This window comes from Thermodesulfobacteriota bacterium (genome assembly GCA_040755095.1).
Lineage (GTDB): Bacteria > Desulfobacterota > Desulfobulbia > Desulfobulbales > JBFMBH01 > JBFMBH01.
Genome location: JBFMBH010000001.1, coordinates 47,728 through 69,810, shown reverse-complemented (window position 1 = coordinate 69,810; position 22,083 = coordinate 47,728). Strand labels below are relative to the sequence as shown.

Below are 22,083 nucleotides of genomic sequence, written 5' to 3'. Positions count from 1 at the left end.
GTGACCCGGATTGCAAGGAGCCCGCTTGGACGCGGTGCCGCAAGGGCGGGGCATGAAGGCCGGGTGCGAGGGGCGACCCGAAGGGAGGCGGAACCCTTATGGATGAAGAACAGCTGCGGACCTTGCTGGACGGTGTGCGGCAGGGGTCCTGCGGCGTCGACCAGGCCCTGGCCCGGCTCCGGCATTGGCCGGACCAGGAGCTGGCCGGGGCCTGTCTCGACCACCAGCGCCAGCTCCGGACCGGCCGGCCGGAGGCGGTCTACGGCGAGCACAAGAGCGTTGCCCAGCTCCTGGAGATCCTCTCCGCGCTTCTGGCTGCCGGTGGACCGGTGATCGCCACCCGGGTGAGCGACGACAAGGCGGCCCAGGTGTGCCAGGCCCTGCCGGGGCTCATCCACCATCCCCAGGCCCGGATGCTCACCGGCCCGCCCCCGCCCCCGGCCCCCTGCCGGGGCCCGGTGCTGGTGGTCTCCGCCGGCACCTCCGACCAGCCGGTGGCCGAGGAGGCAGCCGTAACCCTGGCCATGCTTGGCCAGCCCGTGGAGCGGCTGGCCGATGTCGGCATTGCCGGCATTCACCGGCTGTACCGGCGGCAGGAGCAGCTCCTGGCCGCCCAGGTCCTCATCGTGGTCGCTGGTATGGAGGGGGCGCTTCCCGGGGTGGTGGCGGGCCTGGTGGACCGGCCGGTGGTGGCGGTGCCCACCAGCGTCGGCTACGGCACCGGCTCCGGCGGCCTGGCCGCTCTTCTCGGCATGCTCAACAGCTGCGCCCCGGGCCTGGCGGTGGTGAACATCGACAACGGCTTCGGCGCCGCCTGCATGGCCGCGGCCATCAACCGCCCCTGATCCGCGGCCCCGCGGGGCTTCACGTGTCGCGGGCCAGGCGGGTAGGCACCGCTGCCATCTCCACCAGGGTCTCCAGGCGTACGACCCTCTTGTCCACATCGACCACGTGGCTCTCCAGCCGTTCGATGTCCTGGTTCAGCCGCCTGACCTCGTCCGTGAGCTTCAGCATGTCGATGAGCAGCTCCTTCCACCCCGACATCAGCCTTCCTCCAATCCCAGCTTCCTGAGGGTGCTCCGCAAACGCTCGCGGGTGCTGCGGGTGTCGGCGATGGCTTCCTTCAGCCGTGCGGACACCAGCTCCATCAATTCTGGGGCTTCCACGTCCGGGGGGATATGCGGGTCGTAGGCGTCGATGGCCCGCCGGACCAGTTGTGCCACGGACGTGTGCTCCTCCCTGGCGAGACGGTTCAGCTTCTCAATCTGACGCGGCGCAATCAGAAACTGCTTGCGAATCAAGTTGTTCGCAGAAGCTTGTTGCATGGAGGCGTCCCCCTCTGGGATGTGGTGGTGCCATCAGCATACACATACACACCTTCCGCCTCAAGGGGTGGTATCCGCGGGCGCACCGGTGAGCTGCCATCCCTCCGCCGCGGCGGGTTTCCGCTTTGACATCCCGACCCCTTGTGGGTATCATTTCCCCTCCGTTGCCTTCCGCCGGCAGGTCGCCTGAAGGGCCGCCGGCTTCCCTTTTTTCCCCAGGATTCCAGCCCCATGAACAAGGCCCTGAAGTGGAAGATCATCTTCCTTGTCGTCCTGGTCGCCTTTGCCGGTATCACCCTGACCCCTTCCCTGTGGAAGGGTGTGCCGGAGTGGTGGAAGAAGTACCTGGCACCCGAGGGGCTGCAGCTGGGTCTTGACCTGCAGGGTGGCATGCACCTGGTCTTGAAGGTGGATCTTGACCGGGCCATCGAGAACTCCCTGGATCTGGCAGCCCGGGATCTCAAGGATGGCCTGGCCGAGCGGCAGATCTCGGTGGTGCGCAGCGACAGCGGCGTGCCGGGCAAAGTGCTCTTCGTCATCCCCAACAAGAGTGCCCTGGAGTCGGTGGAGAAGATCCTCAAGGAGGATTTCCCCAACCTCAACGCCACGGTGGAAGCCCAGGAAGGGGGGTTCCCCAGGGTCTTCCTGGCCCTGTCCGACGCTGAGGTCAGCGACATCCGCAACAATGCGGTCAGTCAGGCCCTGGAGATCATCCGCAACCGGATCGACCAGTTCGGCGTCGCCGAGCCGGTGATCGTCCGCCAGGGCACCGACGAGGTGGTGGTGCAGCTGCCCGGGGTTCGGGACCCCAAGCGGGCCATGAGCCTTATTGGTCAGACCGCGCAGCTGGAGTTCAAGCTGGTGGACCAGGAGGCGGGGGTGGATCTGGGTGGCCTCATCAGGGAGATCCAGGAAACAGGGACCTGGAAGCCGGCCGACGGCCGCAAGGCCCTCAACCTGGCCCTCCAGACCAGGCTGCCGGCCGGCTCCGAGATCTACTTCGAGCGCCGGGTGGACCCGACCACCAAACGGGAGGATAAGCTGCCGCTCCTGCTCAAGAACCAGGTGCTCCTGACCGGCGAGATGGTCAAGGACGCCCGGGTGCAGATCGGCGGCACCTTCAACGAGCCCTATGTGGGGCTGGACCTCACCGACCGGGGCGCCAAGGTTTTCGACCAGGTGACGGCCAAGAATGTCAACAAGCGGCTGGCCATTGTCCTCGATGAGGTGGTCCGCTCCGCCCCGGTGATCCGGGAGCGGATCTCCGGCGGCAGCGCCCAGATCAGCGGCAACTTCACCCACGAGGAGGCCACGGATCTGGCCATTGTCCTCCGGGCCGGCGCCCTGCCGGCGCCGGTTTCCATCATCCAGAACCTCACCGTCGGCCCCTCCCTGGGTCTGGATTCCATCCACAAGGGCCTGTCCTCCGGCCTCCTGGGCGCCTTCCTCGTGGTGGCCTTCATGGCGGTCTACTACCGCCTGTCCGGGGTGATCGCCAACTTCGCCCTCCTGCTCAATCTGCTGTTCCTGTTCGCCACCCTGGCCGCCTTCCGGGCCACCCTCACCCTGCCGGGCATTGCCGGCATCATCCTGTCCATCGGCATGGCGGTGGACTCCAACGTCCTCATCTTCGAGCGGATGCGGGAGGAGTTTGCCCTGGGCAAGTCGGTGCGCTCCGGAGTGGATGGCGGCTATGACAAGGCCTTCTGGACGATCATCGACTCCCACGTCACCACCCTGATCACGGCCTTCGCCCTCTTCCTCTTCGGTACCGGTCCCATCAAGGGCTTTGCCGTCACCCTGTCCGTGGGCGTGATCCTGAACCTGTTCACCGCGCTGTTCGGGACCCGGGTGGTCTACGATGTCCTGCACAGCCAGCGCCGGCTGCGGGACCTGTCGTTTCTGCACATCCTCTCCCGGACCAACATCGATTTCATGGGGCTACGGAAGGTGGCCTTTGCCGTGTCCGCTGTCCTCTGTCTGCTCGGCCTGGTGGCCTTTGTCCAGGTGGCCCGGGGCAAGGCCAGCCTGGGGGTGGATTTCACCGGCGGCACCCTGCTCCAGTATCAGGCCGCCAAGCCCTTCGCCCTGGATGCCGTCCGTCAGGTGCTGGCCGCCAACGGTCTGGCCGACTCCGACCTCCAGGAGGTGGTGGGGGAGAACCGGCTGATCGTCAAGGTCAAGCGCAGCGAGACCACGGTGGGCCATGTGGAAGAGCAGTTGAGCGCGCTTCTGGCCGACAAGCTGGCGGATCATCAGTTCACCCTGGAGAACAAGGCCGAGATCGGCGCTTCGGTGAGCCAATCCCTCCGGCAGAAGGCCCTGGTGGCCATCGCCATCTCCATGGCCGGCATCGTCCTCTACCTGGCCTTCCGCTTCGACCTGAGCTTCGGCGTGGCAGCGGCTGCCGCCACCTTCCACGATGTGCTGGCGGTGCTGGGGGTCTGCTATCTTCTGGACAAGGAGGTCACCCTCCTCATTGTCACCGCCCTCCTCACCCTGGCCGGCTACTCCCTCACCGACACGGTGGTGGTCTTCGACCGCATCCGGGAGAACATGCACAAAGGGGTGGCGGCAGGCTCCTTCGCCTCCCTGGTCAACATCAGCGTCAACGAGGTGCTGAGCCGCACCGTCGTCACCTCGCTGACCGTGTTCCTGACCCTCCTGGCCCTCTATTTCCTGGGCGGTATCGTCGTCCATGACTTCTCGTTCTCGCTGCTGGTCGGGGTGGTGGTGGGCACCTACTCCTCGATCTTCGTGGCCAGCCCGATTCTCTGTCTGTGGCGGCGGGAGCGGGTGAGCTGAGGCCCAGCCGACCATGCCTGCCATCCGCCCCCAGCCCGCCGGCGAGGCCTTCTGCTTCAGCTGCCACCCCGGCCTGGCCTGTTTCACCGACTGCTGCCGGTCCCTGGACCTGGCCCTCTATCCCTATGACGTGCTGCGGCTGCGCCAGGCCCTGGGCGTGGACTGGGACACCTTCTTGGACCGCTACGCGGTGATCGAGACCCCCGAAGGCGCCCGGACCCCCCAGGTCTTTCTGGCCATGATCGACGATGGCCGGGCCAGCTGCCCCTTTGTTGCGCCGGCAGGCTGCACGGTCTACCCCCACCGCCCCGGCGCCTGCCGGGCCTATCCGGTGGGACGGGCGGTGCGCCATGATCCCGAAACCGGGCTGGAGGAGTTCTTCGTGCTGGTGCGGGAGGAGCACTGCCTGGGCTTCGGCGAGCCGCAGCCGGTGACGATCCCGGACTGGCTGCAGGGGCAGGGCCTTGGAGTCTACAACGAGATGAACGACGCCTTTCTCGCCGCCCGGCGCCAGCCGGTGGTGCAGCAGGCCCTGGCCGGAAGTCCCCAGTTCGGCCTGGCCATGATCCGGATTCTTTATGACCTCGACGGGCTCAGCCGCTCCCTGGACGGCCCCCTGGGCCCGGTGCTCATGAACGGCCTGGCGCCCGAGGCCCAGGCCGGGCTGGCCGCTGACCCCTATGCCCTCCTGTGCCAAGCCACCAGCGTCTTGTCGGAGCTGGCCAGGCATGCGGATCGCCTGCCCAGCTGGCTTGCTGCCAGCCAGGCCCGGGGGTGAGGCCATGGTCTTCGAGGAGGTTTTCCATCCCCAGGCCCTGCAGGACCGGGCACTGTTTCCCCTGGGGCCGCAGACGACCGGAGAGCTTCTGGCCCAGGTGGCCGCTGCCGGTGTCGACGATGTCCACGGCCGGGACCATCTGGCCCGGGTGCATCGCCTGGCGGTGCGCATGGCCCGGGACCTGGGTGCCGATGAGTCGGTCGTCAGCGCCGCCGCTCTGCTCCATGATATCGGCCGGCCGGAAGAGACCCGCCGCCAGGGGGCGGTTTGCCATGCCGCCATTGGCGCTGCTGCCGCCTGTCGCCTGCTGCCGGGCCTGGGCTTTGCGCCAGCCGCGGTGGAGGCGGTGGCGGCCTGTATCGCGGCCCACCGCTTCCGGGGCGGGCCGCCGCCCTTGACCCTGGAAGCGCGCATCCTCTATGATGCCGACAAACTGGATTCCATCGGCGCGGTGGGCATCGGCCGCGCCTTTCTCTTTGCCGGTCGCCTGGGGGCTCGGCTGCACAACGGCGCCCAGGTGGCAGTGGAGCTCACCCGGGCCTATTCCCAGGAAGACACCGCCTACCGGGAGTTTACGGTCAAGCTCTGCCGGGTCCGGGAGGGGATGCTGACCCCGGTGGGACGCCGGCTGGCTGACGACCGGCATGCCTTCATGGAGACCTTCTTTCAGCAACTGGCGCGGGAGATCCGGGGGGAGTGAGCATGGCCGACAAGGTGCGGGCAATCGTCGTCACCGGCTACGGGACCAACTGCGAGATGGAGATGGCCCACGCCTGCCGGCTGGCGGGTGCTGACCAGGTGGACATCGTCCACATGAGCGAGCTGCTGCATGGCGAGCGCCGTCTGGATGACTACCACTTCCTGAACCTGCCCGGCGGCTTCCTGGACGGGGACGACCTCGGGGCCGGCCAGGCGGCCGCCTTCCGGATGCGGTACGCCCGGGTGGCGGGCAGCGGCGAGCGGCTCTTCGAGCAGCTGACCGCCTTTGTCGCCGCCGGCAAGCTGGTCCTGGGGGTGTGCAACGGCTTCCAGCTCATGGTCAAGATGGGCATGCTGCCGGCCCTGCCTGGCCGGGAGGGCGAGCGGCTGGTCTCCCTCACCTACAACGATTCCGGCCGGTTCGAGGACCGCTGGGTGACCCTGGCCGTGGACCCGGCCTCGCCCTGCGTTTTCACCCAGGGCCTCGAAAGGCTTTATCTGCCGGTCCGGCACGGCGAGGGCAAGTTCGTGGCCCAGGACCAGGGGACCCTCGATGAGCTTGCCGCCCGGCACCAGGTGGCAGTCCGCTACGCGGATCCGGCAACCGGAGCGCCCACGAGCCGCTATCCGGAGAACCCCAACGGCTCGCCCCGGGGGGTGGCCGGCATCTGCGACCCCAGCGGCCGGCTTTTCGGCCTCATGCCCCATCCCGAGGCCTTTGTGCACCGCACCAACCATCCCCGCTGGACCCGGGAGGATTTGCCCGAAGAAGGGCAGGGCGCAAGCCTCTTCCGGAACGCCGTCCGCTTCATCCGGGCCCATCTCGTCTGAGCCGCCCGGCCGCCCCGGCCGTGAACGTTGCCCAGTCCATCATTGCGGTCATCGTCGAGCTGCGCCGCACCCTCTTGTGGGTGGCAGGCCTGGTCGCTGGCGGCAGCGTCGCCTGCTTTCTGCTCTCCCCCCGGATCCTGGCAATCATCCGTGGCCATCTCGGTCAGGATCTGGCCTGGTTTACGGTCACCGAGTCGTTCCTCGCCCTGGCCAAGCTGTCTGTCCTGGTCACCCGGTTTGCCGTGCTGCCGGTCCTGATGCTCTGGCTGTGGCGGGCCCTGGTCTTCCGCCTCTCCCGGCGGGCGGCCTTCGGGTTCGCCGCCGGCACGGTGCTGCTCTTCTACCTGGGGGCCGGGTTCTGCTACCTGGTCACCTTGCCCTTCGGGATCGATTTCCTCCTGGGCTTCCAGTCCGAGCAGCTCAAGCCAGTCATCTCCGTGGACCGTTTCGTGAGCTTCGTGGCCCTGTTCCTGCTCGGCTTTGGCAGCATCTTCGAGCTGCCCCTGTTCATGGTCTTTGCCGCCCAGGTAGGGCTGTGCTCCCGGCAGCGGTTCCGCCAGGGCCGGCGCTACGCCATCCTGGCCATCAGCGTCCTGTCTGCCCTGCTTACCCCGACCCCGGATGTGGTCAACATGGCCCTCATGGGCGGCCCCTTGTACCTCCTGTACGAGGCGGGCATCCTCTGCCTGCGCTTCGTGGAGAACAAGGGGCCGCCGGCCGCCGGCTAGCGGGCGGGTGGCGCAGGGGGCGGCGGCCGGTCCGCGCCATCCCTCGGTCACCGGACGACCCTTGGCGTTGTCAATGCGTGTGCGGGACAGTATGCTGGATATTATGACTGAACGTGAGGAGGGCCCATGCGTGCTTCGACCAGCGTAGACAGGATTACCGTCTCTCTTCCTCATTCCCTGGCCGGTGCTGTCGAAGCGCTCCGGAAGGAGCTCAAGGTCTCCAGGTCCGATCTTTACCGGATGGCGCTGGAACGGTTCATCGAGGAGCAGAAGCGAAGCCGCCTGTCGGCCATTGCGGCAGAGATGGCCGAGGAGTATGCCAGCAACCAGGAGCTGACCGTGCTTTGCGCCCTGGACGGGGAGGATTTCGCATGAGGCAGGGCGAAATCTGGCTCGTCAACCTGGATCCGGCGATGGGCGCCGAAGACGGTCTTTGGGATCCGGTAGTTTCCGGGGTGGCCCAAGGCTGAGACTGTCGGGGGCCCCTGCGTCACCCTGAGCGGAGAAGGGGGGCGACCGGTGCCGGTGGGGCTCAGTCGCCGAAGCAGGTGCCGATCTCCCGGGCGGTGAGAACCTTGTCGTTGTCGAGGTCGACCTTCTTGCGCTCCCGGATCGCCTCGGCCAGGGGCACCGCGGTCATGCCCGGCGAGGCCAGGGCCACCATGTGGTCGAAGGTGCCCCTCTCCACCAGGCGGACGGCGGCGGCGCCGAAGCGCAAGGCGAGGAGGCGGTCGAAGGTGGTGGGGCTGCCGCCCCGCTGGAGATGGCCCAGCACCAGGGAGCGGGTATCCTTGCCGGTCCGCTGCTGGATCTGGGTGGCCACCCATTCGCCGATGCCGCCCAGGAGTACCTCCTCCCGGCCGATCTCGCCCTTGCCTTTGTGCACCACCTCGCCGTCCTTGGGCTTGGCCCCCTCCGCCACCACGACGATGGAGTAATGCTTGTCGTGCAGGTCGTTGTCCCCGACCTTGGCGCTGACGATACCGATGTCGAAGGGGATCTCCGGGATGAGGATGATGTCGGCGCCGCCGGCGATGCCGCTGTTGAGGGCGATCCAGCCGGAATCCCGGCCCATGACCTCCACCACCATCACCCGGTCGTGGGACTTGGCGGTGGAGTGGAGCTTGTCCAGGGCCTCGGTGGCGGTGCTGATGGCGGTGTCGAAGCCGAAGGTCTGTACGGTGGCCTGGAGATCGTTGTCGATGGTCTTGGGCACGCCGACCACGTTCATACCCTTTTCCGCAAAGGCATGGGCGATGGCCAGGCTGCCGTCACCCCCCACGGCGATGTGGCAGTGGAAGCCCATGCGCTGGTAGTTGGTCATCACCCGGTCGGAGACATCCCGGATCTGCCATTCGCCAGCCAGGTTCTGGACTGGCATGGCAAAGGGGTTGCCCTTGTTGGTGGAGCCCAGGATGGTGCCACCCGTGGCGGTGATGCCGTCCACGTCCTCAGGCTCCAGACGCACCAGCTCGTCCGGGTCCAGCAGGCCCAGATAGCCGCAACGGCTGCCATAGACCTCCCACCCCCGGAGGTGCGACGCCTTGACCACCGCATAGATGACCGCATTGAGGCCGGGCGCATCGCCGCCGCCGGTGGAGATGACGAGCTTTTTCATGAAGATTCTGGCTCCTGAAGGACGTGGGCCGGGCCACGAGAGAGGGAGAGGAAGGTGTCTGCCAGCGTGCCGCTCATCCTAGCACAGGGGCAGGAAGCCCTGCAACCGCTGGCGAAGGCGGCCGGCTCTTGACTTGTGGGATGACGCCCCTTACGGTACAATGATCCGACGGCGTCCGCCTCGCTCAGCAGGCGACAACCGCGGGTGCGGACGTGCTGATGTCTCGCAACCTTTCCCCGCAAGGGGAATCATTCCTTTATGGAGGTCATGGTCATGCTTGAAGTCACGGACAGCGCAGTCAGCAATCTCAAGGCCTACCTGGAGGCCCGCAACATCACCTCGGCCTTGCGGGTCATGGTCAGTACCGGTGGCTGAGCCGGTCCCAGCCTGGGATTGGCTCTGGATGAGCCAACAGGAAGTGATCAGGTCTTCGATCGGGATGGTTTGACCTTTGTCGTGGAATCCGACCTTCTGAGCCGCAGTGGCGGCATCCGGGTGGACTTTGTGGAGGACGGCTACCGCTCCGGGTTCGCCATCACCTCCACCGTCCCGGTGGTGCGGGGCGGTGGTGGCTGCGGCTCCAGCTGCAGCACCTCCTCCGGCTCCTGCGGCTGCTGAGAAGATACGGTTCCTGGGGTCAAGAGCCCTGGCGCCCGGTGGCGTCAGGGCTCTTTGCATTCCGGGGGCTGCCGGCCGGCTCAGCCGCCTTCGGCGGCCAGCCGCGCCAGGCCGCGGCGCACCGTCACCAGGACAGCCAGGGTCGCGATCAGGAGCGAGGCCACCACCCAGGCCACCAGGAGGCTCAGGTCGAAGGAGGCGGGAGAGCCGCCCTTGAGCCAGGTGCGCATGAGCCGGTACACCGGCACCGCGGCCGTGGCGATGATCACCACCTGGAAGAGGGAGGCGGCCAGGAGAAAGAGGATGGCGCCAAGGCCGCCCAGGGCCGCGGCCCGGTTTTCGGCCTTGAAATCGGCGAACAGGCTGCCAAAGCCGAGGGCCAGGGCGGTCACGGTCCAGGTGATGAGGGTGCTGGTGTAGACCGAAATCAGCCGCATCGGGCCCTCGATACGCAGCAGGTGGTCCGAGGCCAGCACCAGAACCAGGGCCAGGGCGGTGAGAGGCAGGACGTAGTAGAGATACTTGGCCAGGAGGAAGCGGGTCAGGGGCAGGGGGGAGGCGCGGATGATGGCAAAGGCGCCGCCCTCGGTGCCGATGGCCGGGAAAACGAACCGGGCCGCCAGGGAGGTGATCACAAAGCCGGTGAGGCCGATGTTCAGGAAGGCGATGAGGTTGGTGATGGACTCCTCCTCGAAGGCGGAGCGCTCCACCGGCAGTACCTTGAAGTTGTACAGGTAGACCACCACCAGGGCGCCGATCATGAACAGCTGCGCCCACTCCGACGAGTCCCGCAGAAAGGTCTTCGCCTCCTTGACCAGGATCCACAGCCAGGGACGGGGCCGGTAGCCGATGAGGCTCGGGAAGCGGCGGTGGCCGCCAAAGGACTCCTGGGCCTTGGAATAGCCGGAGAAGAACAGACGCTCCATGCTCCACTCGCCGAGGATGAAGAGGGCCGGAGCCGTCGCCGCCAGGAGGCCCACCAGAAGCCAGTCCACCTCCCGGTCCAGGAGATAGGTGGCGCAGGCATTGGCGGCCCAGGCCGCCGGCACAAAGGGACCGGCGGGCCGGGAGATGCCGGACAGATAGTCGACGAAATGGGCGTAGCTGTCCGGGTTGACCAGCTCCTCCGGCCGCATCAGGCGGAACATCACGTAGATGAGCACCCCGAAGCACAGGGACAGATAGACGACGATATCCTTGGTGCGACGGGCCGGGAACAGGTTGACCAGGATGACGGTCACCAGCATGCCGAATCCGGTGGCAGTGGCGGCGGTGGCGGTCACCGCCAGGGCCAGCAGGGGCCAGAACAGCCAGTCAGTGGCGAACACCCGGCCGTAGGCGGCAAAGATCGGGAGGGAGAAGATCACCGTCATCCAGGAGGTGTAGACGGTGGTGGTGGTGTAGCGCAGAAAGTAGATGCTGGCCGGCGATACCGGCGCTGCGTACACGATTTCGTTGTCCTGGGAGAGAAAGAGGGTGGAGACCGCCGACACCATGCACGAGAACACCAGCATGGCAAACAGGGTGATCCAGGCCATCTGGAAGAGCTTGAGGGAGAGGATGATCCCCAGCTCATTCTGGCGGTGGAAATAGCCCACCACCCGCACGGCCGTGAGGTAAAGGATGAGGCACAGGCCGGCGGTCAGGAAGAGGGCGCCCAGGGAGCGGAGAGGCACGCTGCCCGGGGGCAGAAGGCGGTTGCGGGCCGCCCACCAGAAGGGGCGCAGGAGATCGACACGGCGCATGGCGAAGGCTGGACCGGCGGCGGGGCACGGCCTCCTGACCATTGTGCGTCACCGGGCTGCCGTTGGCAACCGCCAGATGGCGCACGCAAGGGCGCGATCCGGCGGCTGGGCAACAAAAAAGGTTACGGGCGCGGGCCCGTAACCTTGAGGCATCCTCTGGGGTGAGCGATGGGACTTGAACCCACGACCTCCGGGGCCACAACCCGGTGCTCTAACCAACTGAGCCACGCTCACCACACGCCTTGCGACGATCGACGGATTATAGTGTGCCCCCCTGTGGTTGGCAAGGGCAAATCAGGGCCTCAGAGCGGCTGGTGGCAATGCTTGCACAGCTTGGCCTGGGCCTTGATGATCTCGGCACAGTGGGGGCAGATCTTGCTGAAGTTCTGGCGCAGCACCGTTTCCACTGCCAGGTGCACCTGCTGTTCCACATCCGAGGTGCGGAAGGTATGGTTGCGCAAGGGGTCGACGCAGGCCAGGTCATTCAGCTCGGTCAAAAGGGCGCAGGCCTGCAGGCGATGTTCCCGGTGGGCCGCCTCGTCCAGCAGGAGTTGCAGGACCGGTGCCAGGTTGTGCTCGGCCACACAGCTGCCCAGGCTGGCCACCGCCTCCTTTTCCTTCTGGTAGCGGGCATCCTGCAGCCGCAAGGCCTCGTGGTCGACGATGCAGCCCTTGTAAGCATCGGGGCTCGCCACCATCATGGTGGAGCCTTCGCTCGCCCCCTCGGACAGCATGTAGCGGTAGGAGGCGCAGTGGCCGAAGTTGGCCTCGATGAACTTCCAGCCGCGCACATAGAGCGGGCATTCGTCGTTGAAACAGACGTAGAAGGCCTCGCAGCCCCAGCCCAGACCGTCGCCCACGTGGAAGGGCGGGGCCTGGCAGTAGGTCAGCTCGCCCTGGCAGTGGGGACAGAACCGCTTCTCGGTGACAAGGGTGGGGCATGCATCGCTCATGGTGCTCTCCAGGGCAGATTCTAGGGTGCTCATCGGGGGGCGCAGCCGTCAGGGCGTGGTCTCTGCTGCCCCGGGCAATGGCACCGTCCCTGGGACAGCAGGACGGGGCACCCCCGACGGGAGCGCCACGGCAGGAGCCTGTCAGGTGGCGGGCCGGTTGCCCAGGTAGGCCAGCCCGGCCAGGAACAGGGCCAGCAGGACGATCTCGACAAAACGGCGCATAATGAGCCTTAGTGTAACTCCGATTCCCTTCTTGGCAAGGGCAGCTAACCCCCGGTGCGCGAGTGCCTCCGGCGCCGGGCCTGGAAAAAGCGTTGACTTTTCCCAGGAGAGAAATTAGAAAGGGAGTCGCCTCTGCGTCGGGGCGCAGGGGTCTCTTCTGTGTAATATCTCGATTTGCCTTCAATATTTTGGATACATGATGGCCGATACCAGTTCGCCGCGCTACCGCCAGGCCGGGGTAGACATCGACAAGGGCAACGAGTTCGTCAAGCGGATCAAGCCCATTGTGGCCGGCACCTTCCGGCGGGGGGTGCTCACCGATATCGGTGGCTTCGGGGGGCTGTTCGCCTTGGGCGCGGATCAGTATGACGATCCGGTGCTCGTCGCCTCCACCGACGGTGTGGGCACCAAGCTCAAGATCGCTCAGCTGTGCGACCAGCACGACACCATTGGCATCGACCTGGTCGCCATGTGCATCAACGACGTGGCGGTGAGCGGCGCGCGGCCCCTTTTCTTTCTGGACTACCTTGCCTGTGCGGCGCTGGATCTGGAGCAGGCCACGGCCATCGTCCGCGGCATCGCCAAGGGCTGTGAGCTGGCCAAGTGCTCCTTGATCGGCGGCGAGACGGCGGAGATGCCGGGCATGTACCAGCCGGGCGACTACGATGTGGCCGGCTTCGTGGTCGGCATCGCCGAGCGCTCCCGGATCATCGACGGCTCTGAGATCAAGGTGGGCGACAAGATCATCGGTCTGGCGTCCAGCGGCTTGCACAGCAACGGCTTCAGCCTGGTGCGCCGGATCTGCTTCGACGAGCTGGGGCTGTCGGTACAGGATCAGGTGGCGCCCCTGGGCTGTACCCTGGGAGAAGAGCTGCTCCGTCCCACCCGCATCTACTCCGAGACGATCCTCAACCTGCAGCGGAACTTCAAGGTCGGCGGGGTGGTGCACATTACGGGGGGCGGTCTGGTGGACAACGTGCCCCGGGTGCTGCCCAAGGAGTGCCGGGCCGTGATCGAGCGGGGCTCCTGGACCGTGCCGCCCATCTTCCCCTTCCTTCAGGAACAGGGCGGCCTCACCGACGGGGAGATGCACCAGACCTTCAACAACGGCATCGGCATGGTGATCATCGTCGATGACAGCATCGCCGAGGACGTCATGCAGCAGCTGCGTGCCCTCCACGAGACGCCATTTCTCATCGGCGAGATCGTCTTCCGGCAAAACCAGGCCATCCAGCCGGTGCACATCATCTGACCCCAGGGGGCGCTCGCCCCGCCGGAAAACGCCAACAGCCCGCCGCGGCAGCAAGCCGGGGTCGGGCTGTTGGCGTTTTGCGTCTCGGGCCAGCCGGGGTCTAGGAGCCCTTGGCCTCGCTGGCGGCGGCGACGATCTTTTCGGTGAGGTGGCTGGGCACCTCCTCGTAGTGGGAGAAATCCAGCACAAAGGAGCCGCGGCCGCCGGTGATGGAGGTCAGATCCGGCGAGTAGGTCAAGACCTCGGCCATGGGCACCTGGGCGGTGACCAACTCGCCGTCCGGGCCGGAGTCCATGCCCATCACCTTGCCCCGCCGGCTGTTGAGGTCACCGATCACGTCACCGACACAGTCCTTGGGCACGGTGATGGTCATGTTCATGATCGGCTCCAGCAGCACCGGGCTGGACTGGAGGATGCCCTTTTTGAAGCCCATGGAGGCGGCGATCTTGAACGCCATTTCCGAGGAGTCGACGGTGTGGTAGGAGCCGTCCACCAGGGCCACCTTGACGTCGACGATGGGGTAGCCGGCCAGGGCGCCCTCGCTCATGGCCTCGACAATGCCCTTCTCCACGGCCGGGATATACTGTCTGGGCACCACGCCACCGACGATCTTGTCCTCGAACTGGAAGCCGCCGCCCCGGGGCAGGGGCTCGATCTCGAGCCAGGTGTCGCCGTACTGGCCCCGGCCGCCCGACTGCTTCTTGTAGCGACCCTGGATGCGGGTGGAGCCCTTGATCGTTTCCTTGTAGGGCACCTTGGGCGGATGCAGGGCCATCTCCACCCCGTACTTGCGGCGGATCTTCTCCACCACCACCTCCAGGTGCAGCTGGCCGACTCCGGAGATGAGGATCTCTTTGGTCTGGACCTCACGGCTCAAGCGCAAGGTGATGTCCTCCTCCAGCACCTTGCCGATGGCCGAAAACACCTTCTCCTCGTCCCCCTTCTTGGCGGGGCTGACGGCAAAGGACATCACCGCCGGCGCCGGGGTCAAGGGGGGATAGAGGACCGGCGTCGCATCCGCGGCCAGGGTGTCGCCGGTGGCGGTCTCCTTGAGCTTGGTGACCGCCACCACCATGCCCGGACCGGCCTCGGCCACCGGCCGCTGGCTCTTGCCCTCCAGCACCAGGAGCTGGCCGAGGCGCTCGCTGGCGCCCTTGCTGGTGTTGGTCACGGTGGAGTCCGAGGTGATGGTGCCGGACAGGACCCGGAAGATGGACAGCTTGCCGGCATAGGGGTCGCTCATGGTCTTCATGACCACGGCGGAGAAAGGGGCGTCGGCGGCCGGCAGCCTTTCCACCGCGCTGCCGGTCTTGGGATCGGTGCCGGCGCGGGCCGACCGCTCGTCCGGCGGTGGCAGCAAATCGAGCACGGCGCTCAGGATGAGCTCGCTGCCCAGATTGGCGGTGGCGGCAGCCACCAGAACGGGCGTGATCTGGCCCCGGCGTACACCGGCAGTGAGGCCCTTGGCCAGGTCCTCGTCGTTCAGCTCACCCTCCTCGAGGAATTTTTCGATGAGCTCGTCGTCGGTCTCGGCCACCGCCTCCATGAGCACCTCCCGCGCCGCCCGTACCTCGTCGGCCATGTCCTCCGGGATCGGCGCCGGCTGCACCTTGCCTGTGCCGCCTTTGTCAAAGACATAGGCCTTGGCTGCCACCAGGTCCACCACCCCCGAGAAGGCGGCCTCGGCGCCGATGGGCAGCTGAATCACCGCCGGCTTCAGGCCTGGCACGGCCTTCAAGGCCTCGGTCACCCCCGGGAAGTTGGCCCGCTCCTTGTCCATCTTGTTGACCACCACCATGGCTGGCAGGGCCTGGCGCCGCATGGCGGCGGCGAGCTTTTCGGTCTGGTATTTGACTCCGGACGGGGCATCCAGCACCAGGATAGCCGCGTCGGCCATGTGGATGGCAATGGCTGCCTCGGTGAAGAAGTTGTCCTCCCCGGGGGTGTCGGTGAGGACGATGGTGTGGCGCTTCCAGTCGCAGTTGTGGAAGGCGGCGCTGATGGTGATGTGCCGCCGGGTCTCCTCAGGCTCGGAATCCATGGCGCTGGAGCCGTCGTCCACCCGGCCCAGCCGGCTGAGCTTGCCCGCCGTGAACAGGAGGGCTTCCGCGAGAGAGGTCTTGCCGGTCCCGCTCTGACCCAGTAAGGCCACATTCCGAAGCAGCTTCGTGTCCTGCATGCACGCCTCCTCCAAGGGTTTGGGGTGCCCCGGCCGCCCCGAGGCCTGGGGGCCGGAGTCAGTAGCCTGGGCTCAATTCCGTCTTGACCCGGCAAGCGCCTGGGCGCGGACAGCGGTGGTGGGGAGAGCCTGGTGCCGGGCCGCCTGGCAGGGCCAGGTGGCAGCCCGCCGGGAGGCGACGCCAGTGGCGGGGGTCCGGAGAAACGGACCGTGCGCATACTATTCGGAAGCTCTTCGCAAAGTCAAGGAAGATGAGGTCCCGCCACCGGGGACGACAGCTGCCGTTGTCGGCGGCAGGCACTCCTGCTACAGTGGGCGACACCCATGTCGGCAGCCCGGCCGGGAAGGAGAGGATTGGGATGCAGGAAGCCAGCGCTGATACCGGCCGCATCACCCGCTCGGCCGGGGTGGTGGGCATCGCGGTCCTGGCCAGCCGCCTTCTGGGGCTGGTCCGGGAGCAGGTCTTCGCCAGCCTGTTCGGCGCCGGCTACGCTTACGACGCCTTTGTGGTGGCCTTCCGGATCCCCAACCTCCTGCGGGATCTTTTTGCCGAGGGGGCTTTGAGCTCGGCCTTTGTGACGGTCTTCGCCGACTCCAGCCGCAACCGGGGGGAGGCGGCCACCTGGCGGCTGGCCAACAACGTGCTGGTGGCGGTGGCCCTCCTCTTGGTCCTCATCACCGGCCTGGGCATGCTGGCGGCCCGGCCCCTGGTTCTGGCCCTGGCGCCGGATTTCGCCGCGGTTGCCGACAAGGTCAGTCTCACCAGCCGGCTGGCCCGGATCATGATGCCGTTTCTCATCAGTATCTCCCTGGCTGCGGTGGTCATGGGCATCCTGAACAGCCGTGGCCGCTTCTTCGTGCCGGCCCTCGCCTCCTCCTTCTTCAACCTGGGCTCGGTCCTGGTGGGGGTAGGCTGTGCGGCCCTGATGCCGGCCCTGGGCCAGCCGGCCATCGCCGGCATGGCGGTGGGCACCCTGGCCGGCGGGCTTCTGCAGCTGGGGGTGCAGCTGCCGAGTCTGGCCCGCTGCGGCTTCCCCTGGCAGCCCCTTCTGGATCTGGCCGATCCGGGACTCCGCCGGGTCTTCCGGCTGATGTTGCCGGCGGTGGTGGGGCTGTCCGCCACCCAGCTCAACATCTTCATCAACACCAATTTTGCCGCCTCCTGTGCCGAGGGCAGCGTCTCCTGGCTCAACTACGCCTTCCGGCTGGTGCAGTTCCCCATCGGTCTTTTCGGGGTGGCCCTGGCCGTGGCCACCCTGCCGGTGGTGGCCCACCATGCCGCGGCCCGGGATTTCGCCAGCCTCAAGTCCAGCCTGGTCTCCTCCCTAACCGTGGGCCTGTGCCTGACCGTGCCGGCCACCGTGGGGCTCATGACCCTGGCCGAGCCGGTGGTGCGAGTCATCTTCCAGCACGGCGCCTTCACCGCTGCCGACACGGCCATGACCACCCAGGCCCTGCGGCTCTATTGCCTGGGCCTTTTCGCCTACGCGGCGGTGAAGACCATCGTGCCGGTCTTCTATGCCCTGGACGACACCCGCTTTCCAGTGCTGGGCTCCTTTCTGGCAGTGGCCGCCAACATCACCATCAACCTGGTGCTGATCGAGCGGCTCCAGCACCGGTCGGTGGCCCTGGCCACCTCCGGCGCCATGACCCTCAACTGCCTGTTTTTGTGTCTGGTCCTGACCCGCAAGCTGGGCGGACTGGGCTGGGGCTACCTGGGCCGGGGCCTGGCCAAGATCGCCACCGCGGCCGGTCTCATGGCCGGCTGGCTGGCCGTAGCCTTCTCCTGGTGGGGGCCGGCCGCCGGCCAGGGCCTGCTGGCCGAGATCCTGTTTCTGATCTTGGCCATTGCCAGTGCCGGCCTGGTCTACGGGGTCACCCTGTATCTTCTGGGGCTGGCTGAGCTTACGCTTCTGGCCGATCGACTCCGGGCACGGCTGGGGCGTCGCGCCCTTTGACCGCCCGGGCCAGGGCCGGCTCCGCCAGGAGCTGCAGCTGGCCCAGGAGCACCGGCACCGCGGTTTCCACCCGCAGGATGCGCGGGCCCAGGGAGAAGGCCAAGAAGCCGGCGGCAGCGAAGGCCGCCAGCTCGAATGGATTCCACCCCCCCTCCGGCCCCACCGCCAGCAGCACCGGGCACGTCAGGGGAGGAGGCGCCACCTCGGCCAGACCGGCTGCGGCCTCGGGATGGGCCACCAGACCCAGGCCGCCGGCAGGCAGGAGGTCCGGCAGCAGATCCTCGACAAAGGGCCGGAAGCGCGGGTGCACCGAAACCCGGGGCAGGGCGGTGTGCATGGCCTGCTCCAGGCCCTGGAGGAGATGCTCCTTGACACTGTCCTCCTGCAGGATCGAGGCAGTCAGATAGCTCTTCTCCACCCCGGCGGCCCGCAGCAGGAAGAGGCGATCCACCCCCAGGCTGGCCACGGTGAAGAGGATCCTCTTGAGCTGCAGGGGCCGGGGCAGGCCCAGGACGAGATCGATCCGCGGCCGGGGTGGCGGCGGACCGGTGAAGCGCACGGCCAGGCGCACCCCCGCCTGGCCGCTGGCCACCACCAGCCCTTCGCCCAGGGGGCCATCCACCAGCCCGATCCGCACCCGGCTGCCAGGGGCGACGGCCAGGATCTCCTGCAGGTGCCGGGCCCGGCGGCCGGTCACCAGCACCTGGTCGGCAGCCACGAAATCATCGGCCACGATGAGAACGAGATTCATGATCCTCCTCTATCAGCTGCTGGGCAGCCTGGGGCTGCTCCTGCTGGCCCCGGTGCTGGCGATGGTGGTGCTGGCCCGGCCCCAATACCGGCAGCGGTTCCTGGCCCGCCTGGGCTGGGGCCTGGCCGGTCTGCTGTCCCGGGCGGCGGCGGGCCGGCCCCGCATCTGGATCCACGCCCTGTCGGTGGGGGAGGTGACCTCGGTGGCGCCCCTGGTGCGGGGCTTCCGGGAGCTGCGGCCAGAGGTCGCCATCGTCTTCTCCACCACCACGGCCAGCGGCGCGGCGGCGGCCGGCCGCCTCCTGGCCGGGGTGGCCGACGCCATCATACCCTTTCCTTTCGATCTGGGACCGGTGGTACGACGCTATTTCCGCCTTGTGCAGCCAGGCCTGGTGGTGGTGGTGGAAACCGACCTCTGGCCCCGCTTTCTGCACGAGATCCTACGGCGGCGCCTGCCAGCGGTTCTGGTCAACGGCCGGCTCTCCGAGGCCGGCTGGCGGCGCTACCGGAGGCTGCGGCCCCTGCTCGCTCCCCTGCTGGCCGCCTTCCGGGTTGTGGCCGTGCAGTCCGGCCAGGACGGCCAGCGCTTCCGGGACCTGGGCGCGCCGGCTGATCGCGTGGTCGCTCTGGGCAACCTCAAGTACGAGGCCGGCTCTCCGGCGGCCCCCGGCGGAGCCGCTTTGCGCCGGGCGGACCTGGGCCTGGCCACCGGCGTCTTCCTCCTGGTGGCGGGCAGCACCCATGCCGGGGAGGAGGGGCCGCTCCTGGATGCCCTCCGGGACCTGACCCCGCGGTTTCCGGGGCTGCGCCTGGCCATCGCGCCGCGCCGGATCGAGCGGGGCCCGGAGGTGGCCGCCCTGGCTACGGGGCAGGGCTGGCGCTGCGGTCGCCGCCAGGGCCCGTGCCCGGACGATCCCCAGGTCTTTGTGCTCGACACCCTGGGCGAGCTGGTGGCCCTCTACGCCCTTGCCGATGCCGCCTTCATCGGTGGCAGCCTCGTTGCGGTGCGCGGTCACAATCCCCTGGAGGCGGCCCGCCTGGGTAAGCCGGTGCTCTTTGGCCCCCACATGGAGGACTTTGCGGAGATCGCCGCCGATCTGGAGGCTGCCGGCGCCGCTTTCCGGGTGGCGGACAGCCGGGAGCTGGCCCGCCGGCTGGCCCAGCTGCTGGCGGATGCGGGTCTTAGGCAGGCCATGGCCGGGGCTGGGCTGCGGCTGGTGGCCGCGCACGCCGGGGTGACCCGGCGGCACCTGGAGCTTCTTTCGGGGCTGTGGCCGTGAAGGCGCCATCCTGGCAGGTCCTGGGCCGGCCTTTCGGCCCCCTCTATGGCCGCCTGATGACCTGGCGGGCCTGGGCTTACCGCCGGCGACTGTTCGCGGTGACCCGACTGCCGGTGCCGGTGGTGTCGGTGGGCAACCTCACCCTGGGCGGTACCGGCAAGACCCCCCTGGTGGTGCACCTGGCGCGCCTGGCCCAGGCGCACGGCCGGCGGCCGGCAGTGGTCAGCCGCGGCTACCGGGGAACAGCGGCCGGGCCGGTGACCGTGGTGAGCCGGGGCGGCCCGCCCCTTATCGACGCTGCCACGGCAGGCGACGAGCCCTTTCTCATGGCCCGCCTGCTGCCCGGGGTGCCGGTCATCATCAGCCGCCGCCGGGCCCTGGCCGGCTGGCACGCCGTGCGGGAGCTGGCCGCCGACCTCGTCATCCTGGACGACGGCTTCCAGCATCTGGCCCTGGCCCGGGACCTGGATATCGTGCTCCTGGCCGGGGAGACCCCTTTCGGCAACGGCCGGATCTTCCCCGGCGGCCTGCTGCGGGAGCCGGCTTCGGCCCTGGCCCGGGCCCAGGTGCTGGTCCTGACCGGCCAGGGGGCAGACCGGCCGGCCCCGGATCTGGCAGCCCTGCTGGACCGGCTGGCGCCCGGGTGCCCGGTTTTTGCGAGCCACTACCAGCCGAAGGACCTGGTGGATGCGGGCCAGGAGCGGCAATCCCTGGCCGCGGTGCAAGGCCTGCCGGCCTTTGCCTTCTCCGGCATCGGCAACCCGGATTCCTTTGCCGCCACCCTCCGGGCGGCCGGCGTGACTGTGGCCGGGCATCGCGCCTTTGCCGATCACCACGCATACAGCCGCGCCGATCTGGAGCGGCTGACCGCAGCCGCCCTCCGGTGCGGTGCCCGCTGGCTGGTCACCACGGAAAAGGATCTGGTCCGGCTCGGACCCCGGCCGGATTCTCCCTTGCCGCTCCGGGCGCTGACGGTGGCACCCCGGGTGGCGGCGGGCTTCGACCGCCTGTTCCTGGACTGGCTGGCCGGCCCCTGAGTCACATCAGCCCGTGGTGTGTCTTTTTGCCCACAGGGGCCGCCGCCTCCGAGCCATCCGCCCGGCAAGGCTTCCGGGCCTGAACGCCTTGTTGTTCCATTCCTTGTGCCCTGTGTGCCGGTGCCAGCGCCCTTGTGGCATCATTGTTGCTTCGGCTGCCAGCTGCAGGCTGGAGAGCAGCCACGGCGCTGGACTGGGAGGACACCAGTGCCGCCCTTCATCATAGCGGCAACAAAGGGCGCATCACCATGGGCATCAGAGCGGCCTTCGGGCTTTACGAGCAGACCATCGATCGCGAGGTGAGCGTGGCCGGGGTGGGTCTGCACAGCGGGCGGGGGGTCAACATGACCATCCGGCCGGCGGACGCCGGCGCGGGTATCACCTTCCGTCGTCTCGACCGGGAAGGGGCTGCGGTGCCGGCCGCCCTGAGCGCGGTGGTGGACGCCCAGCTGGCCACCACCCTCGCCGCCAACGGCGTCAGCGTCGCTACCACCGAGCACCTCCTGGGCTCCCTGGCCGGTCTGGGCATCGACAACGCGGTCATCGAGCTGGACGAGGGCGAGGTGCCGATCATGGACGGCAGCGCCCGGCCCTTTGTGCGCCTCCTGAAAAAGGCCGGGGTGCGCCGGCAGGGCCTCAGGCGCCGGTTCTTGCGGATCACCAGGCCCCTGGAGGTCCGGGACGGCGATGCCTGGATCGCGGTGTCTCCCTATGAGGGGTTCAAGGTCAGCTACACCATCGATTTTGCTCACCGGCTTATCAACCGGCAGGAATTTTCCCTCGAGCTGTCGCCCCAGGCCTTTGCCCGGGAGATCAGCGGCGCTCGCACCTTCGGCTTCCTTTCCGAGGTGGAGCGGCTGCGGCAGCTGGGCAAGGGGCTGGGGGGGTCCTTGGCCAACGCCGTGGTGCTGAGCCCGGAGGAAGTGCTGAACGTCGAGGGGCTCCGGTACGCCGACGAGTTTGTCCGGCACAAGATCCTGGATCTGGTGGGGGATCTGGCCCTTTTGGGCCACTGTCTGCTGGGCCATGTCCAGGCCCACAAGACCGGCCACCGCCAACATCTGGAGCTGCTGGCCGCCATCCGCCGGCAGCCGGATGCCTGGGAGATCGTCGGCCCCGACGAGCTGCCCCTGGCCATGACCCCGCCGGCAGCCCTGGCCGGCCGGAGCTGCAGCGCTCCCGCCCGCCTGTAGCCACGCGGCCCTTGCGGCAGGGCCGTTTCCCGAAAACGACAGATCCCGCCCCCGGCCACTGGCCGCGGGCGGGATCTTCTTTTTGGGGGGGAGGGGGCGTGGGGCCGGGGGG

20 protein-coding genes and 1 tRNA gene are annotated in these 22,083 nt (G+C 68.0%); 13 read left to right on the top strand and 8 right to left on the bottom strand.

Annotated elements, in window-relative coordinates:
• Window positions 1–98 precede the first annotated feature (98 nt).
• The gene (gene larB / locus AB1634_00235; protein ID MEW6217944.1) at window positions 99–845 is read left to right on the top strand and encodes a nickel pincer cofactor biosynthesis protein LarB; all 747 of its coding nucleotides are present in this window, start codon (window positions 99–101) and stop codon (window positions 843–845) included.
• 19 nt (window positions 846–864) lie between these two features.
• Here larB and AB1634_00230 read toward each other — a convergent pair whose 3' ends face one another.
• Both AB1634_00230 and AB1634_00225 read right to left on the bottom strand, forming a co-directional pair.
• Complete coding sequence (locus tag AB1634_00230; GenBank protein MEW6217943.1) at window positions 865–1,044, bottom strand: hypothetical protein; 180 nt, start codon at window positions 1,042–1,044, stop codon at window positions 865–867.
• Window positions 1,044–1,325 (bottom strand): ribbon-helix-helix protein, CopG family, encoded by a 282-nt coding sequence (locus tag AB1634_00225; GenBank protein ID MEW6217942.1) that lies wholly within the window; start codon window positions 1,323–1,325, stop codon window positions 1,044–1,046. The genes AB1634_00230 and AB1634_00225 overlap by 1 nt, the downstream gene beginning before the upstream one ends.
• Window positions 1,326–1,556: 231 nt before the next feature.
• Between AB1634_00225 and secD the strand changes: the two genes are divergently transcribed.
• From secD to AB1634_00195, 6 genes are all read left to right on the top strand, one after another.
• The gene (gene secD, locus AB1634_00220) at window positions 1,557–4,130 is read left to right on the top strand and encodes a protein translocase subunit SecD (protein MEW6217941.1); all 2,574 of its coding nucleotides are present in this window, start codon (window positions 1,557–1,559) and stop codon (window positions 4,128–4,130) included.
• 13 nt (window positions 4,131–4,143) lie between these two features.
• Window positions 4,144–4,908: a YkgJ family cysteine cluster protein gene (locus AB1634_00215; GenBank protein MEW6217940.1), complete on the top strand. Its 765-nt coding sequence runs from the start codon at window positions 4,144–4,146 to the stop codon at window positions 4,906–4,908.
• 4 nt (window positions 4,909–4,912) lie between these two features.
• Complete coding sequence (locus tag AB1634_00210; protein ID MEW6217939.1) at window positions 4,913–5,608, top strand: HD domain-containing protein; 696 nt, start codon at window positions 4,913–4,915, stop codon at window positions 5,606–5,608.
• A gap of 2 nt (window positions 5,609–5,610) precedes the next feature.
• Window positions 5,611–6,438, top strand: a complete 828-nt coding sequence (locus tag AB1634_00205; protein MEW6217938.1) for a phosphoribosylformylglycinamidine synthase subunit PurQ — start codon at window positions 5,611–5,613, stop codon at window positions 6,436–6,438.
• A gap of 20 nt (window positions 6,439–6,458) precedes the next feature.
• The gene (locus AB1634_00200) at window positions 6,459–7,166 is read left to right on the top strand and encodes a twin-arginine translocase subunit TatC (protein ID MEW6217937.1); all 708 of its coding nucleotides are present in this window, start codon (window positions 6,459–6,461) and stop codon (window positions 7,164–7,166) included.
• Window positions 7,167–7,292: 126 nt separating this feature from the next.
• Window positions 7,293–7,541 carry a ribbon-helix-helix protein, CopG family gene (locus AB1634_00195; protein ID MEW6217936.1) on the top strand — a complete coding sequence of 83 codons (249 nt, stop codon included), beginning with the start codon at window positions 7,293–7,295 and terminating at the stop codon, window positions 7,539–7,541.
• 157 nt (window positions 7,542–7,698) lie between these two features.
• Here the strand turns inward: AB1634_00195 and AB1634_00190 are convergent, their stop codons facing one another.
• Window positions 7,699–8,784, bottom strand: a complete 1,086-nt coding sequence (locus tag AB1634_00190) for a 6-phosphofructokinase (protein MEW6217935.1) — start codon at window positions 8,782–8,784, stop codon at window positions 7,699–7,701.
• Between the two features lie 273 nt (window positions 8,785–9,057).
• On the opposite strand from AB1634_00190, the gene AB1634_00185 reads away from it, so the two are divergent.
• The gene (locus tag AB1634_00185; GenBank protein MEW6217934.1) at window positions 9,058–9,402 is read left to right on the top strand and encodes an IscA/HesB family protein; all 345 of its coding nucleotides are present in this window, start codon (window positions 9,058–9,060) and stop codon (window positions 9,400–9,402) included.
• A gap of 80 nt (window positions 9,403–9,482) precedes the next feature.
• Here AB1634_00185 and AB1634_00180 read toward each other — a convergent pair whose 3' ends face one another.
• The 3 genes from AB1634_00180 to AB1634_00170 form a co-directional block, all read right to left on the bottom strand.
• The gene (locus tag AB1634_00180; protein MEW6217933.1) at window positions 9,483–11,147 is read right to left on the bottom strand and encodes a hypothetical protein; all 1,665 of its coding nucleotides are present in this window, start codon (window positions 11,145–11,147) and stop codon (window positions 9,483–9,485) included.
• Between the two features lie 157 nt (window positions 11,148–11,304).
• Window positions 11,305–11,381: transfer RNA gene (locus AB1634_00175), tRNA-His, on the bottom strand.
• A gap of 68 nt (window positions 11,382–11,449) precedes the next feature.
• On the bottom strand, window positions 11,450–12,100 hold the full coding sequence (locus tag AB1634_00170) for a zinc ribbon domain-containing protein (GenBank protein ID MEW6217932.1): 651 nt from the start codon (window positions 12,098–12,100) through the stop codon (window positions 11,450–11,452).
• Window positions 12,101–12,521: 421 nt separating this feature from the next.
• Between AB1634_00170 and purM the strand changes: the two genes are divergently transcribed.
• Complete coding sequence (gene purM / locus AB1634_00165; GenBank protein MEW6217931.1) at window positions 12,522–13,574, top strand: phosphoribosylformylglycinamidine cyclo-ligase; 1,053 nt, start codon at window positions 12,522–12,524, stop codon at window positions 13,572–13,574.
• A gap of 100 nt (window positions 13,575–13,674) precedes the next feature.
• On the opposite strand, the gene fusA is transcribed toward purM, so the two are convergent.
• Complete coding sequence (gene fusA / locus AB1634_00160; protein MEW6217930.1) at window positions 13,675–15,753, bottom strand: elongation factor G; 2,079 nt, start codon at window positions 15,751–15,753, stop codon at window positions 13,675–13,677.
• A 359-nt stretch (window positions 15,754–16,112) separates the two neighbouring features.
• On the opposite strand from fusA, the gene murJ reads away from it, so the two are divergent.
• Complete coding sequence (gene murJ, locus AB1634_00155; protein ID MEW6217929.1) at window positions 16,113–17,711, top strand: murein biosynthesis integral membrane protein MurJ; 1,599 nt, start codon at window positions 16,113–16,115, stop codon at window positions 17,709–17,711.
• On the opposite strand, the gene AB1634_00150 is transcribed toward murJ, so the two are convergent.
• Window positions 17,659–18,462 (bottom strand): 16S rRNA (uracil(1498)-N(3))-methyltransferase, encoded by an 804-nt coding sequence (locus AB1634_00150; GenBank protein ID MEW6217928.1) that lies wholly within the window; start codon window positions 18,460–18,462, stop codon window positions 17,659–17,661. The two genes, murJ and AB1634_00150, sit on opposite strands and share 53 nt — an antisense overlap.
• On the opposite strand from AB1634_00150, the gene AB1634_00145 reads away from it, so the two are divergent.
• The 3 genes from AB1634_00145 (at window position 18,461) to lpxC (ending at window position 21,971) form a co-directional block, all read left to right on the top strand.
• Window positions 18,461–19,741 carry a glycosyltransferase N-terminal domain-containing protein gene (locus tag AB1634_00145; protein ID MEW6217927.1) on the top strand — a complete coding sequence of 427 codons (1,281 nt, stop codon included), beginning with the start codon at window positions 18,461–18,463 and terminating at the stop codon, window positions 19,739–19,741. The genes AB1634_00150 and AB1634_00145 overlap by 2 nt on opposite strands.
• Window positions 19,738–20,778 carry a tetraacyldisaccharide 4'-kinase gene (lpxK, locus tag AB1634_00140; GenBank protein MEW6217926.1) on the top strand — a complete coding sequence of 347 codons (1,041 nt, stop codon included), beginning with the start codon at window positions 19,738–19,740 and terminating at the stop codon, window positions 20,776–20,778. The genes AB1634_00145 and lpxK overlap by 4 nt, the downstream gene beginning before the upstream one ends.
• Window positions 20,779–21,026: 248 nt before the next feature.
• On the top strand, window positions 21,027–21,971 hold the full coding sequence (gene lpxC / locus AB1634_00135) for a UDP-3-O-acyl-N-acetylglucosamine deacetylase (protein ID MEW6217925.1): 945 nt from the start codon (window positions 21,027–21,029) through the stop codon (window positions 21,969–21,971).
• Window positions 21,972–22,083 lie beyond the last annotated feature (112 nt).